The sequence below is a fragment of the Klebsiella sp. GG_Kp175 genome, from assembly GCF_040062325.1.
Taxonomy (GTDB): domain Bacteria; phylum Pseudomonadota; class Gammaproteobacteria; order Enterobacterales; family Enterobacteriaceae; genus Klebsiella; species Klebsiella quasipneumoniae.
Genome location: NZ_JBEAFX010000002.1, coordinates 473,663 through 487,615 on the forward strand (window position 1 = coordinate 473,663; position 13,953 = coordinate 487,615).

General features: G+C 58.4%; 9 protein-coding genes. 2 read left to right on the forward strand and 7 right to left on the reverse strand.

Annotated elements, in window-relative coordinates; all coding sequences use genetic code 11:
* Positions 1–38 precede the first annotated feature (38 nt).
* On the reverse strand, positions 39–1,673 hold the full coding sequence (gene mqo, locus ABLU73_RS05390; RefSeq protein ID WP_017899305.1) for a malate dehydrogenase (quinone): 1,635 nt from the start codon (positions 1,671–1,673) through the stop codon (positions 39–41).
* Between the two features lie 280 nt (positions 1,674–1,953).
* On the opposite strand from mqo, the gene ABLU73_RS05395 reads away from it, so the two are divergent.
* The gene (locus tag ABLU73_RS05395; RefSeq protein ID WP_227667304.1) at positions 1,954–3,192 is read left to right on the forward strand and encodes a SulP family inorganic anion transporter; all 1,239 of its coding nucleotides are present in this window, start codon (positions 1,954–1,956) and stop codon (positions 3,190–3,192) included.
* Here the strand turns inward: ABLU73_RS05395 and mgtE are convergent.
* The 6 genes from mgtE to ompK36 form a co-directional block, all read right to left on the reverse strand.
* Positions 3,155–4,591, reverse strand: coding sequence for a magnesium transporter (mgtE, locus tag ABLU73_RS05400; RefSeq protein WP_048325184.1), 1,437 nt, complete (start codon positions 4,589–4,591; stop codon positions 3,155–3,157). The two genes, ABLU73_RS05395 and mgtE, sit on opposite strands and share 38 nt — an antisense overlap.
* A gap of 148 nt (positions 4,592–4,739) precedes the next feature.
* Positions 4,740–6,383 carry a multidrug ABC transporter permease/ATP-binding protein gene (locus tag ABLU73_RS05405; RefSeq protein WP_043520285.1) on the reverse strand — a complete coding sequence of 548 codons (1,644 nt, stop codon included), beginning with the start codon at positions 6,381–6,383 and terminating at the stop codon, positions 4,740–4,742.
* 74 nt (positions 6,384–6,457) lie between these two features.
* Positions 6,458–7,111, reverse strand: a complete 654-nt coding sequence (gene alkB, locus ABLU73_RS05410) for a DNA oxidative demethylase AlkB (RefSeq protein ID WP_017899302.1) — start codon at positions 7,109–7,111, stop codon at positions 6,458–6,460.
* A complete protein-coding gene (gene ada, locus ABLU73_RS05415; protein WP_264924440.1) occupies positions 7,111–8,175 on the reverse strand; it encodes a bifunctional DNA-binding transcriptional regulator/O6-methylguanine-DNA methyltransferase Ada in 1,065 nt (354 codons plus the stop codon). The genes alkB and ada overlap by 1 nt, the downstream gene beginning before the upstream one ends.
* A 73-nt stretch (positions 8,176–8,248) precedes the next feature.
* Positions 8,249–9,301, reverse strand: a complete 1,053-nt coding sequence (apbE, locus tag ABLU73_RS05420; RefSeq protein ID WP_080841626.1) for an FAD:protein FMN transferase ApbE — start codon at positions 9,299–9,301, stop codon at positions 8,249–8,251.
* 103 nt (positions 9,302–9,404) lie between these two features.
* Positions 9,405–10,523, reverse strand: coding sequence for a porin OmpK36 (gene ompK36, locus ABLU73_RS05425; RefSeq protein WP_004149145.1), 1,119 nt, complete (start codon positions 10,521–10,523; stop codon positions 9,405–9,407).
* A 772-nt stretch (positions 10,524–11,295) separates the two neighbouring features.
* Here ompK36 and rcsD point away from each other — a divergent pair.
* A complete protein-coding gene (gene rcsD, locus ABLU73_RS05430; protein ID WP_048295231.1) occupies positions 11,296–13,953 on the forward strand; it encodes a phosphotransferase RcsD in 2,658 nt (885 codons plus the stop codon).

The window sequence follows — 13,953 nt, forward strand, 5'->3', positions numbered from 1 at the left end:
GCAATAAAACAACGGCAGCCCGCAGGCTGCCGTTTTTGTCAGAGCGCGATGTCCGCCATCGGCTTGCCGCCGCTCAGCGGCTTCAGCTCCGCCTGCGGAGCTTCATCCGCCGCCGCGGCCGGCTCATATTTCAGCTCCAGCACTTCACTGGTCCACGCCAGCGCTTTCTCAATCTCCGCCGGGTTGCCATCAAGGCGAATACCGTAGGTCGGGATGATCGCCTTCAGCCTGGCCTGCCATTCGGGCGAATTCACTTTGTCTTTAAACACTTTTTCCATCAGCTGCAGCATGATAGGCGCCGCGGTGGAGGCGCCTGGCGATGCGCCGAGCAGCGCCGCGACGGTGCCTTCGTCATCGCTGACCACTTCGGTGCCCAGGCGCAGTACCCCGCCCTTCTTCGCATCGCGCTTGATGATCTGCACGCGCTGACCGGCCTGCCACAACCGCCAGTCCTCTTTCCGCGCTTCCGGATAGTATTCGCACAGCGCGGCCAGACGATCTTTATCTTTCTGCATCACCTGGCTAATCAGGTATTTCACCAGATCGAAGTTGTCCAGGCCGACGTTGAGCATCGGCAGGATATTCGAGGTATTGGTCGAGGCCAGCAGATCCCACAGCGAACCGTTCTTCAGGAAGCGGGTCGAGAAGGTGGCGAACGGCCCGAACAGCACCACGCGTTTACCGTCGATAATACGGGTATCGATGTGCGGCACTGACATCGGCGGCGCGCCCACTTCGGCCTGGCCGTAAACCTTCGCCAGATGGTGGTTTACTACCTCCGGATTTTCGCAGACCAGGAACTGGCCGCCGACCGGGAAGCCGGCATACTCTTTGGCCTGCGGAATGCCGGTTTCCTGCAGCAGGGTCAGCGCCGCGCCGCCGGCGCCGATAAAGATAAATTTGGCTTTAATAACCCGCTTCTGACGACGGTTGTCGGCATCCGCGAGGGTCACCGTCCAGCTCTTATCGGCGTTGCGCTTGAAGCGACGCACCACGGTGCCCAGCTGCAGGGAGAAATTATCATGCTTTTGCAGGCTGGCGATCAGCTGGCGGGTGATTTCGCCATAGTTGACGTCGGTTCCCATTTCCGTACGGGTGGCGGCCACCTTTTGCAGCGGGTCGCGGCCTTCCATCACCAGCGGCGCCCAGGCTTTGATTTGCTGATGGTCTTCAGAATAACGAATGCCGCGGAACAGTTCGCTCTGCTGCAGCGCCGCATAGCGCGCGCGCAGGAAGTTGACGTTATCTTCGCCCCACACAAAGCTCATGTGCGGCACGCTGTTAATGAATGATTTTGGTTTGTTCAGGACGCCGCGCGTCACCTGATGCGCCCAGAACTGACGCGAGATGTGGAAGGCTTCGTTGATGTCGACCGCTTTGTCGATATTGATGCCGTTGGCGGTCTGCGGCGTATAGTTCAGCTCCATCAGCGCCGCGTGGCCGGTACCCGCATTGTTCCACCCGTTTGAGCTCTCTTCCGCCACGCTGGACATCTGCTCAACCATGGTAATAGACCAGTCTGGCTCAAGCTCCTGCAGCCAGGTTCCCAGTGTGGCGCTCATAATGCCGCCGCCAATCAACAATACATCCGTCTCTTGCTCATGGCGGGTGTTGGTCCGAGTGCTGTTGGGACCAACCGCCTGTGAGCGTGGTACGGCCATCTTTTTATTCATCGGATTTGAGCCTTACTTTACTCGCTGTTTTATTTAGCGCAGGTGATACGATTGTCACCCCTCACGTTACCACCGAAGCTCAAAAATTTAAATATTGTTTAAATTTTAAGTTCTGTTTTGAGATCCGTTATAAAAATGTTTAATAAATGTATACACCAAATCACTTTTTGTACTGGTGCCCTGGCAGATTCCGCGCTATCATCCCTGGTTTTGTGACAGACCGCACGGAAGCAGGGCCTGACACCGCTCCTCCTTTTTTTATAATCTGCGAACTTTTTTTATGCCCCCAGTTTCAGACCCCGCCGCTTCCGGCAACCTGCGTCCAATCCTTCGTTCTCCGTCGCTGCTGACGCGCGAAGTCCTGGCCGGCGTGCTCACCGCCCTGGCGTTAATTCCTGAAGTGATTTCGTTTTCGGTTATTGCCGGCGTTGACCCGCAGGTGAGCCTGATTGCTTCCGTCGTGCTCTGTCTGGCGATGTCGCTACTCGGCGGACGCCCGGCGATGGTCACCGCCGCCGCGGGATCAGTGGCGCTGGTCATTGGCCCGATGGTGCATCAGCACGGCGTGGGTTACATTCTGCCAGCCGTCATTCTGGCGGGTATGATTCAAATTTTGTTTGGTCTGTGCGGCATGGCGCGCCTGATGCGCTTTATTCCCCCGGCGGTGATGACCGGGTTCGTCAACGCCCTCGGGATCCTGATTTTCTTCGCCCAGGTGCCGCACTTCTGGAGCCGCCAGCCGCTGATCGTCGGCCTGTTCGTCCTGACGCTGCTTATCGTTCTGTGGGCGCCGCGCTTTATTAAGACTATCCCGGCGCCGCTGATCGCCATCGTCGCGCTCACTCTCTATACCGCGACCACCGGCCAGCTGCTGCCGACCGTGGGTGATGAAGGGTCAATGAGCGGCGGCCTGCCGGGGTTCACCGCCCTGACCGTTCCCCTGAACCTGACCACCCTGCAGATAATCTGGCCGTGCGCCCTCAGCATCGCCTTTGTCGGCCTCATGGAGTCTCTGCTGACGGCTAAGCTGGTGGATGACCTGACCCATACGCCGTCGAATAAATCGCGGGAGAGCGCCGGGCTGGGGATCGCCAACATCCTCGCCGGCTGTTATGGCGGTATCGCGGGCTGCGCGATGATCGGCCAGACTATCGTTAACGTGGAAATGGGCAAAGCCCGTAGCCGTCTCTCAACGGTTATCGCCGGCCTGGTGCTGCTCCTGCTGGTGACAGCGCTCAGCCAGGTGATGGCGAAGATCCCGATGGCGGTCCTGGCCGGGGTGATGGTGATCGTGGCGGTGAAGACCTTTAGCTGGCACAGCATTCGCCCGGGCGAGCTGGCGTGCAATCCGTGGCCGGAAACGCTGGTGATGCTGGTGACCGTCGCCGCGACGGTGGGAACCAGCAATCTGGCGATTGGCGTGCTGGCGGGGATTGTCGCGATGGCGATCATCCCCCGCCGCCTGCGAGCAAAAGCGCAGGCTACATCAGAAACAGCGTCGCCAGGCCCAGAAAAATAAAGAAGCCGCCGGTGTCGGTGATAGCGGTGATCATTACGCTGGAGCCGACCGCCGGGTCACGCCCCAGCTTCACCATGAGCATCGGGATTATCACGCCCATCATCGCCGCCATCAGCAGGTTGAGCATCATGGCCAGCGTCATCACCCCACCAAGCTGCGGATCGTCATACAGCCACCAGGTGATGGCCCCCATGATCCCGCCCCACACCAGGCCATTAATCAGTGCAACGCCCATTTCACGCAGGATCAGAAAGGTAAAGCTGCCGGGCTGGATCTGCTGCAGCGCCATCGCCCGAACGATCATGGTGATCGTCTGGTTGCCGGTATTGCCGCCGATCCCGGCGACGATCGGCATCAGCGAGGCCAGCGCCACCAGCTGTGAAATGGTATGTTCGAAGCCGTCGATGACCCTGGAAGCGATAAACGCCGTACACAGGTTCACCGCCAGCCACGCCCAGCGCGTTTTCACCGCTTTGCTGACCGGGGCGAAGACATCTTCTTCATCGCTCAGGCCGCCCATCCGCCGCAGATCGTTGTCGGTCTCTTCATAGACCACATCGACGATCTCATCGATGGTCAGACGGCCGATCAGTTTGCCATCGGCATCGATAACGGCGGCGCTGAGCAAGTCATCACGCTCGAAGGTGCGCGCCACCTTCTCCGCTTCTTCGTGCGGCTGAAAGGTGACCGGATCGCCCTCCATCACCTCCCCCACCCGCTTCTGCGCATCGTTGAGCAGAATGGTCTGCAGCTCCAGCTCGCCGAGCAGCAGCTTATTGCGGGTGGTGACGAACAGTTTATCGGTGTTCTCCGGCATTTTCCCGAGACGCCGCAGATAGCGCTGGACCGCCGCCAGGGTGGCCTCCGGCCGCACCGTAATGACCTCAAACTCCATGATCGACCCGACGCTGTTGTCGGCGTAGCGCATAATCTGGCGAATACGGGCGCGCTTCTCAGCCGGCAGGGTCGCCAGCAACCGTCCGGTAAGATTGCGCGGCAGATGCTGCAGCAGGTAAACCTGTTCATCGATATCCAGCGGCTGCATCGCCTGCAGCAGCTCGTGGTCGCTCATCTTATCGATGAGGTCGCCCCAGACGTTTTCTGAAGCTTCCAGCAGCACTTCGCCGCGTTTATCGTCGGGCACCAGGCACCACAGCGCGGTGCGGGCGTCATAGGGGAGCGCTTCCAGCGCATCGGCGAGATCCGGCGGCGGCAGATGCGAGACCAGCATTTCCACTTCAGCCAGGTCATCGGCCAGCGTCCCTTCATCGTAACGTTCGGCCAGCGTCAGTTTGCCCAGCAGCGCGGAGGTCACCGCTTTATCGGTGCTCAAGAGCCAAATCAGACGGGCGCGCTCTTCGTCACGCAAGCGGGCGCTTTTTTTATGCAAAACGGACATCGGTCAGGCAATCCTTTTGAGAATAGTGAGCCGGCCTGCGGGCCGGAAGCCTTAAGCATAGCGCGAGGAGGGGGAAATAATAACCGTCAGCACTGTAGACGCTGAAAATTTCAGCGGCGCCCGGCTTTCCCCGGGCGCGCAGCGTGAATCAGGCCGTGCGGGCCACCGCATCGCGGGAGGCCTGCGCCCGCTCTTCGCCAGTGAGCTCGGACAGCTGCCCGGCACGCATCTCCAGCAGGCGATCGGCGTGCTGAAAGTAGTGATCGTCATGGCTGATGGCAAACACGGTTTTCCCCATCTGCTTCATCAGCGGCAGCAGGACCTGGTAGAACTCGCGGCGGAAATGCGGGTCCTGATCCGCCGCCCATTCATCCAGCAGAATGATATCCCGGGACTCGGCCAGCGCCAGCAGGAGCGCCACGCGCTTCTTCTGCCCTTTCGACAGCCGCAGGTCGCCGATCTTACCGTTTTCCAGCTGCAGCTTGTGGGCCATTTGCAGACGCTCCAGCCACGTTGCCACCAGCGCCGGATCGGCCTCCTCGCCCTGCGGCCCGAGCAGACGGTCGAACAACCAGACGTCAGTAAACACCGCGGAGAACAGTTTGCGGTACGCCTCCGGTTTATCCGCCGCCAGCGGCTGGCCGTCCACCAGAATCTGACCGGAAATCGGCTGATACAGGCCGGTCAGGAGCATCGCCAGGGTTGATTTGCCGCTGCCGTTGCCGCCGATGAGAAACACCAGCTCGCCGCGTTTTAGCGTCAGATTAAGCGGCCCTACCGCAAAGCGCTGGTCCGGATAATGGAAGGTGACATCGCGCAGCTCCAGCGTCTGCCAGTCAGCCTGCGGCTGCGGCCGGGGGAAATCCGCCCGGTAAGGGGCGAGCGAGAACTGGCGCAGCTTGTTGAACGCCACCTGGGCGCTAAGCAGCGTGGGCAGCGCGCCGACGGCGGAGAGCAGCGGCGTGCGCAAAAACAGCAGCGTCAGGGAGTAGGTCGCCGCCACGGCGGTATCGGCCCAGCCGAGGCTGTTGGCCATCCAGAACACCAGCCCGATGGCGCCAAGCATCATAATATTCGACCAGTTGACCGCGCTGAGATGGAAGGTATCGGCGCGAACGATGTGGTGCCGGTAGTCGCGGGCGTCCGGGAGATAGAGCTGATTAAACACGTACTCCGCGCGCTCCCGGTTGAGGGTCAGCTCTTTACGCCCTTCCAGCACCGTCTGGTAGTCGTGATAGAGCTTATCTTCCGTTTCGCGCAGGCTGGCCATATGTTTGTACACCCGCGACACCAGCACAAAGCCGCCCCAGATGGTGAGCGCCATCCACAGCGCCGTCACCAGCATCATTTTTCCTGACAGCCAGGCCAGATAAGCGGCGGAGCCGAAGGTGAGAATGATCCCCTGCACCAGCTCAGGGAGGCGTACAAAGGCGATGGTAATATTGCGGATATCGCTGGTCAGCCCGGCAAGCAGCGACGCGCTGCCGATCTTCTCCACCTGTTCAATCTGGGTATCGAGGATGCGTTTCACAAACTCGCCGCGCAGGCGAAAAACAAAATGGTGGCCGAGGGTGGTCAGCGCCAGCTGCGAGCCCAGGGTCACCGCCATTAACAGCCCCAGCAGGCCAAGAAATTCCGGCAGCACCCGCAGCGAGGTATCGACAGTGGCGATCAGGCGCATGTTAATAAAAGCGATTAAGCCGATACCCAGCGCGGCGCTGAGCAGGCTAAGGGCAATAACGCCCAGAAACGGCCAGCGATACTGGCGCCAGACGAGAGAAAGAAGTTCCATAACAGGCTATCCGGAAAAGCAAAACAGCCAGCAGTTTAAACGGCTCGCCGGTGACATCAAGAATAATTCTTATTTTAATCGCCGGGACGGCCCGCCTGCCGAAAGGTGAGGTTATATCGACAGTCGCCGGTCTCGGGATGATGGCCCGCTTTCAGCGGCTGAATGCCATGATAAAACAGGCGCGACTCCCCGCCCCAGACCACCACATCGCCATGCTCCAGCAACAGCCGCTGCAGCGGGTCGCTGCGCTGCAACCCGCCAAACTGAAAGATGGCCGGCAGGCCCAGGGAGACCGAGACGATCGGGGCCCGCAGATCCTGTTCATCTTTATCCTGATGCAACGACAGCTTTGCGCCGGGCTGGTAGCGGTTAATCAGACAGGCGTCGGGGGAAAAGCCCGGATAGCCGCCGGCCGCGGCTGCCGCCAGCGCCAGTTCATGGAACACGGCCGGCATCGGCGGCCAGGTGTGACGGGTGACCGGATCGACCGGGGCGTAGAGGTAGCCGTGGCGATCGGTGGTCCAGCCCAGCCGGCCGCAGTTGGTCATCGCCACCGACATGGTGTACCCGCCCGGCGTGACCATCTGGCGAAACGGCGACTGGCGGGCGACGTCGGCAATCGCCTGCAGCAGCCCTGGGGCACGCTCGCGGGCAAAGCGGCGAAGCACCACCGCGCCGGGGGCCAGCGGCTCCTGCCACGGTGGGGTATCGCTAAACAGATCGAGCATTACTCCTCCTCTCGTTGCGCCTCGCGCGCCAGCAGCTGCCCTTTTCGCGCCGTTCCCCAGCGATAACCGGATAGCGCGCCATCTTCACGCACCACCCGATGGCAGGGAACGATCACCGCCAGTGAATTCGCCGCGCAGGCGCCGGCCACGGCTCTTACCGCCCGCGGCTGGCCAATATGCTCGGCCACCTGGCGGTAGCTTCGGGTCTCCCCCGCCGGGATCTGCCGCAGCGCCTGCCAGACCTGCAGCTGGAACGCGGTGCCCCGCAGATCCAGCGGCAGCGACACCGGCCGCCGGCTGTCGTCGAGGTGGGCGAAAATCTCCGCCATCTGACGACGAAACTCAGGGTCGCCCTGACGCAGCTCGGCGCGGGGAAAGCGCTGACGCAGATCGTCGAGCAAAGCAGCATCGTTATCACCCGGCAGCACAGCGCAGACGCCGCGTTCACTTTGCGCCACCAGGCAGCGGCCCAGCGCACAGTCGCCTGTCGTCCAGGTCACCACGGTGGCGGCGCCGCCGCGGCGAAACTGGCTGGCGGTCATCCCTAAGGCGGCATCGGCCTGGCGATAATAGCTGCTGCTGTCGGGAAAGCCGGCCGCCAGCGCGGCGCGGGTCACCGGTTTCCCCTGCTCCAGCGCCTCCCGCAGGCGTCGCGCGCGCCACGCCTGCTGCCAGGCTTTCGGGGTCATGCCGGTGACGGATTTGAATAAACGGTGGAAATGAAACGGGCTGACCGCCAGCTCGCACGCCAGCGCCTCGAGGGTCAGGGGCGCCTCCTGCTCCAGCAGCCGACAGGCCTGCGCCACCTTGTCGATCCTTTGCTGCTGCGGAGAGTCTTTATCCGGCTGGCAGCGTTTGCAGGGGCGGAATCCCGCCGCCACGGCAGCAGCGACGTCAGCAAAAAAGCGCACGTTTTCCCGCCGCGCGCGCCGTGAGCGGCAGGAGGGACGGCAGCAGACGCCGGTGGTCAGTACCGCAAAGACGAACTGACCATCGGCCCGGGTATCACGCTCGCAGACCGCCTGCCAGCGGCGGTCATCGGTATCGGCAACTATCGGTTTCATCACGGGTCTCCTGCTGTAAGTGTATCCTCAGTCTGCGGTAAAGCCCGCAGCAAAAAACCCGCAATCTTGCTTTTTAATTTTTTTCGCCGACGAGAAAGGTACGGAACTGCGGCGACATCCAGGTTTTAAAGCCCTCCCCCTCTTTGACGATCATGTAGACCGCCAGGCCCTGCTCGCGCACCACCTGCTGCGCTTTTTCCGGCCCAAGCACCATCAGCCCGGTATCCCAGCCGTCCGCCTCCAGCGCCGTTTGCGCAATGACGGTCACGGAGACCAGCTTATGGGTTATCGGCTGCCCGGTCTGCGGATCGATGACGTGCGAGATACGTTTGCCATCGAGTTCATAGTAGTTGCGATAGCTGCCGGAGGTGCTGATGCCGTGGCCATTGATGTCGACAATCGCCTGAACGGCGTTTTCCTGGTCGGTCGGTTTCTGGATCGCCACCCGCCAGGGCTTGCCTTCGCCGTTCATCCCGCGGCTGACCAGCGCCCCGCCTACCGACACCAGATAGCGGGAGATCCCTTCCTGCTCCATCAAGCGCGCGAGGTGGTCGGCGGCATAGCCTTCACCCACGGTGGAGAGGTCGACAAACAGATCGGGAATATCTTTTTGCAGGAACTGCCTGCCGCTCTGATTGATAACCTGCAGATGCTGCAGGCCGGTGCGCGCTTTCGCCGCGGCGATCGCCTGCGCATCCGGAGTGGCAACCGGCTGTTTATCCGGGCCAAAGCCCCACAGATTGACCAGCGGCCCGACGGTGATATCCATCGCGCCATGCGTTTTGGCGCCAATCCGCAGCGACAGGGTCACGATGTCCGCCATCGCTTCGCTCACCGGCCAGGGCCGGGTATCCGCCGCGTGGTTGAAACGCATCAGCGCCGAGTCGTTTTTCCAGGTCGACAGCAGGCGATCGTCGGCGTCCAGCTGGGCCTGAACCTTGGCGCGCAGCGCCTGGGCCTTTGCCTCATCCACGCCGATAACGCTGACCCGCCAGAAGGTGCCCATTGTTTTACCATCCAGCACGGTGGCCGTTGATGCGGGTGTCGCGGGAGTGGTGGCTGAATCGCAGCCAGAGAAGAGTACGCAGGCGCCCAACAGCGCGGCGCGAAAGAAAGTCATATCCATTAATCGAGGCTCCTCTTACCAGGGCGACAAGAGTATACCAGCGAGGTTAAACCAGACATAAAAAAAGGCGCCAGAGGCGCCTTTTTGTTATGCAGCTTGCAACTTAGAACTGGTAAACCAGGCCCAGTGCAACCACGTCGTCGGTAGAGATACCAGCGCGACGAGTGAAATCGTTTTCGTCCAGCAGGTTGATTTTGTAGTCAACATAGGTGGACATGTTTTTGTTGAAGTAGTAGGTCGCGCCAACGTCAACATATTTCAGCAGGTCCTGGTCGCCGTAACCTTCGATGTCCTTACCTTTGGACTGCAGGTAAGCTACGGACGGACGCAGACCGAAGTCGAACTGGTACTGAGCAACCACTTCGAAGTTCTGTGCTTTGTTAGCAAAACCGCTAATAGAATCAGATTCTCCGTTGCCGCTGAAACGAGTTGCGTTGTAGGTCTGGGTGTACTGAGTCGCCAGGTAAATGTTGTTGGCGTCGTATTTCAGACCACCGGTGTAGGTTTCAGCGTTGTCGCCACGGCCTTTATCCAAACGATTCTGATCGCCGTTACGTTTGGAGTGCGAGTACGCGAAACCAGCGCTGATGCCATCATAGATGTCATAGGTCAGAGAGGTACCGAAGCCGTCACCGTTCTGTTTCAGAGCGCCACGACCGTTGTTGGTCGGAGAAGTACCTTCACCGCTGACGCTGCCGTTTTTACCCTGATACTGCAGAGCAAAGTTCAGGCCGTCAACCAGACCGAAGAAGTCAGAGTTACGATAGGTTGCAACGCCGTTAGCACGGGACTGCAGGAAGTTGTCAGAACCGTAGGTGTCGCCGCCGAATTCCGGCAGAACGTCGGTCCAGGACGTTACGTCGTATACTACGCCGTAGTTACGACCGTAGTCGAAAGAGCCCGCGTCGCCAAATTTCAGACCGGCGAATGCCAGACGAGTCCATGCCTGATCGCTGGAGCTTTCAGTGTTGTTCGCCTGAACGTTGTATTCCCACTGGCCGTAACCGGTCAGCTGGTCGTTGATCTGAGTTTCGCCTTTCACGCCTACACGCATGTAGGTCTGGTCGCCGTCGACGCTCTTGTCGTCAGAGAAGTAGTGCAGACCGTCAATTTTACCGTACAGGTCTAATTTGTTGCCGTCTTTGTTATAAATTTCAGCCGCATTTGCTGCGCCTGCTACCAGCAGAGCCGGTACCAGGAGGGACAGTACTTTAACTTTCATGTTATTAACCCTCTGTTTGTTATATGCCTTTTATTATGCCACTGCTTACTGATTACCCTTCTAATCAGTCGGCTATTTCATTGTGCTGCAAAATGCAGAATAATCCAACAAGAATATGATACTAAAACTTCTAAGATGTTTCAAAGTTCCCACAAGATGTTTCAATTTGTAAATATGGCGGAACTTTTTTTTACCCCAAAATGGCCAGGGAAATACGCACTAATAATCAAAAAAATTATTTAGCCATTTAAAATCAACAGGATATACAAAACTAAGCCTATAGCACTGAATGGTAAAACAAAATGATCATCGGTGACTAAAATAACAGTCGCTATCATCATTAACTTTATTTATTACCGTCATTCAGTTCTGAATGTCTGTTTACCCCTATTTCAACCGGATGCCTCGCATCCGGTTTTTTTTACCCTTCTTTACACAACTTTAATTTATCTGTGCTACAGCCAATGATTCCCTAACGACTATTAATCAATCAATTAGGCCGTCTTTTGCGCTTATTCTGCCAATGTCTTGTTATTTCGTGCGATTCCTGGCTTTTGTTTCTGTCAATATCGTCACTGGTCAGTCTTGCGGACGCGGTTTCATTTACGCTTCGTTTCTAAGATAATTCCTGGGCGGTATCGCGCCGCTGGCACCAATCTGTAGTATGGATTTACGCCATTAGCCTTTATACTGCCTGCAGCATCTGCTTTGTTGCCAGTTACTCTGGCGCTACATCCTGTTTACAAACAATGATGAGTCGTTCAGCCACAAGATGACCCCGAAAAAATTCTCTCTGATCCCCGGCAACATCAGCCGCTTCTTCATTTTGATGGTTATTGTCCTGCTGGCGACGATGGGGGTGATGATTCAAAGCGCCGTCAATGCCTGGCTGAAAGAGAAGAGCTATCAGGTAGTTGATGTCTCCCATGCCCTGCACCAACGCATTGATACCTGGCGCTATGCCACCTGGCAGATCTACGACAATATCGCCGCCACCTCCGCCAACACCGCCAGCGGCGGTCTGCAGGAGACGCGTTTAAAGCAGGACGTGTACTATCTGGAGAAGCCCCGGCGTAAAACCGAAGCCCTGATCTTTGGCTCCCACGACAGTTCGACCCTCGAGATGACGCAGAAAATGTCCGATTATCTCGATATTTTGTGGGGCGCGGAGACCATTCCGTGGTCGATGTACTATCTCAATGGGCTGGACAATAGCCTGATCCTTATCTCCACCCTGCCGTTGAAGGACCTCTCCTCAAGCTTTAAAGAGTCAACGATCAGCAGCGTGGTGGAATCCCGGCGCGCGGAAATGCTGCTGCAGGCCAATACCCTTGATGAGCGCGAGACCTTCTCGCCGCTGCGCCATCTTGCCTGGCAGAACGCGCACTACTTCACGTTACGTACTACCTTCAATCAGCCAGGACACCTGGCAACGGTGGTCGCCTTCGACCTGCCGATTAACGATCTGATCCCGCCGGGCATGGCGCTGGATAGCTTTCGTATCGAGCCTGATCCCACGCAAAATGTGGCCGCCAGCCCCGAGAAAGAGGCTAGCGATCATATCGGGATCACCTTCAACGGCATGCAGATTGACATCGCCACCGACATCAGCACCACCGGTATGCAGTTAGTGTGGACGGTACCGATGAGCACTATGCTACTGGAGTCCCTGCAAAACATTCTTCTGCCGCTGCTGCTTAACATTGGCCTGCTGGCGCTGGCGCTGTTCGGTTTCACGACCTTCCGGAATTATAAAGGTCGCAGCAGCGCCTCGGGCGCCGGGCTCCCCTCCGCCGCCAATAGCGAACTGCGTTTACTGCGCGCCCTTAATGAAGAAATTGTTTCTTTGCTGCCGCTGGGGCTGCTGGTCCACGATCAGGAAGCCAACCGAACGGTGATCAGCAACCCGATTGCCGACCATCTGCTTCCGCACCTGAATCTGCAGAACATCACTAACATGGCGGACCAGCATCAGGGGGTGATCCAGGCCACCGTCAACAACGAACAGTATGAGATCCGCCAGTATCGCAGCCAGGTCGCGCCGCGCACGCAGATCCTGATTATCCGAGACCAGGACCGCGAAGTGCTGGTCAATAAAAAGCTCAAACAGGCCCAGCGCTTGTATGAGAAAAACCAGCAGGGCCGGACGACCTTTATGCGGCATATCGGCAGCGCCCTGAAGCAGCCAGCCCTTAACCTGGCGGCTGAGGCAGCGGCGCTCGACGGCGCGGAGAGCCGGACGCTGGCGCAGCATGCCGATGAGCTGGTCAAACTGATCGATGATATTCAGCTCGCCAACCTGCTGGAAAGCGATGCCTGGAAAACCAGCCAGTCGCTGTTCTCGGTGCAGGAGCTGATCGACGACGTCGTACCGGAGGTGCTGCCGGCGATGAAGCGCAAGGGTCTGCAGTTGCTTATCAATAACGCGCTGCCTGCCGGCGAGCAACGCTATGGCGACCGTGAAGCCCTGCGGCGCACGCTGGTACTGCTGATCCAGTATTCCATCACCACCACGCCTATCGGCAAGATCACCCTCGACGTCTGCCAGGAAGAGTCGGCCAGCGATCGCCTGACCTTCCGCATACTGGATACTGGCAACGGGGTCTCGGCAAACGAGATCGACAATATGCACTTCCCGTATCTCAATGAGACTCAGAGCGATCTGTACGGCAAAGCGAACGCCCTTACCTTCTGGTTATGTGACCGTATGACGCGCAAGCTGGGCGGGCAGTTGACCATCAAAGCGCGGGAGTCGCTGGGGACTCGCTATAGCCTGCATCTGAAAATGCCGGCCAGCGAAGAGGCGCCAGAGGCGGGAGAACATCTGCTGGATGACGTTATCGTCCTGCTGGATGTGACCTCCAGCGAAGTACGGCGGATTGTCACCCGCCAGCTGGAGAGCTGGGGGGCGTCCTGCATCACGCCGGACGATCGAGCGACAAGTCAAGCGTTCGATCTGTATTTAACGGATAATCCGTCTAATCTTACTGCTTCGGGCTTGCTTTTAAGCGATGATGAGGTTGGGATACGCAAAATCGGCCCGGGCCAACTGCGGGTCAACTTTAATATTAGCACGGCGATGCAGGAGGCTATCCTGCAGCTTATTGAGCAGCAGCTGGCGGAGGAGGCGGTTCAACCCGCCACCTCAGGAAACGAGAGTAACGCCGAACTCCATGCCAGCGGCTATTACGCACTGTTTGCCGATACGGTACCGGATGATGTTCAGAGATTGTATACTGAAAACGAAGCGGGTGATTTTGCTGCTCTGGCGCAAACCGCCCACCGCCTCAAAGGGGCATTTGCTATGCTTAATCTGATACCCGGCAAGCAGTTATGTGAAACGCTTGAGCATCTGATTCGCGAAAAGGATGCGCAAGGCATAGAAAAATATATCAGCGACATTGACGCTTACGTCAAGAGTTTGCTGTAG

What these genes read in the sequence shown, in the direction of transcription:
- ABLU73_RS05395 (WP_227667304.1), top strand. Translation starts at nt 1,954, where the DNA reads ATGCCCCCAGTTTCAGACCCCGCCGCTTCCGGCAACCTGCGTCCAATC.
- alkB (WP_017899302.1), bottom strand. Translation starts at nt 7,111, where the DNA reads ATGCTCGATCTGTTTAGCGATACCCCACCGTGGCAGGAGCCGCTGGCC.
- apbE (WP_080841626.1), bottom strand. Translation starts at nt 9,301, where the DNA reads ATGGATATGACTTTCTTTCGCGCCGCGCTGTTGGGCGCCTGCGTACTC.
- ompK36 (WP_004149145.1), bottom strand. Translation starts at nt 10,523, where the DNA reads ATGAAAGTTAAAGTACTGTCCCTCCTGGTACCGGCTCTGCTGGTAGCA.
- ada (WP_264924440.1), bottom strand. Translation starts at nt 8,175, where the DNA reads ATGAAACCGATAGTTGCCGATACCGATGACCGCCGCTGGCAGGCGGTC.
- rcsD (WP_048295231.1), top strand. Translation starts at nt 11,296, where the DNA reads ATGACCCCGAAAAAATTCTCTCTGATCCCCGGCAACATCAGCCGCTTC.
- mqo (WP_017899305.1), bottom strand. Translation starts at nt 1,673, where the DNA reads ATGAATAAAAAGATGGCCGTACCACGCTCACAGGCGGTTGGTCCCAAC.
- ABLU73_RS05405 (WP_043520285.1), bottom strand. Translation starts at nt 6,383, where the DNA reads ATGGAACTTCTTTCTCTCGTCTGGCGCCAGTATCGCTGGCCGTTTCTG.
- mgtE (WP_048325184.1), bottom strand. Translation starts at nt 4,591, where the DNA reads ATGTCCGTTTTGCATAAAAAAAGCGCCCGCTTGCGTGACGAAGAGCGC.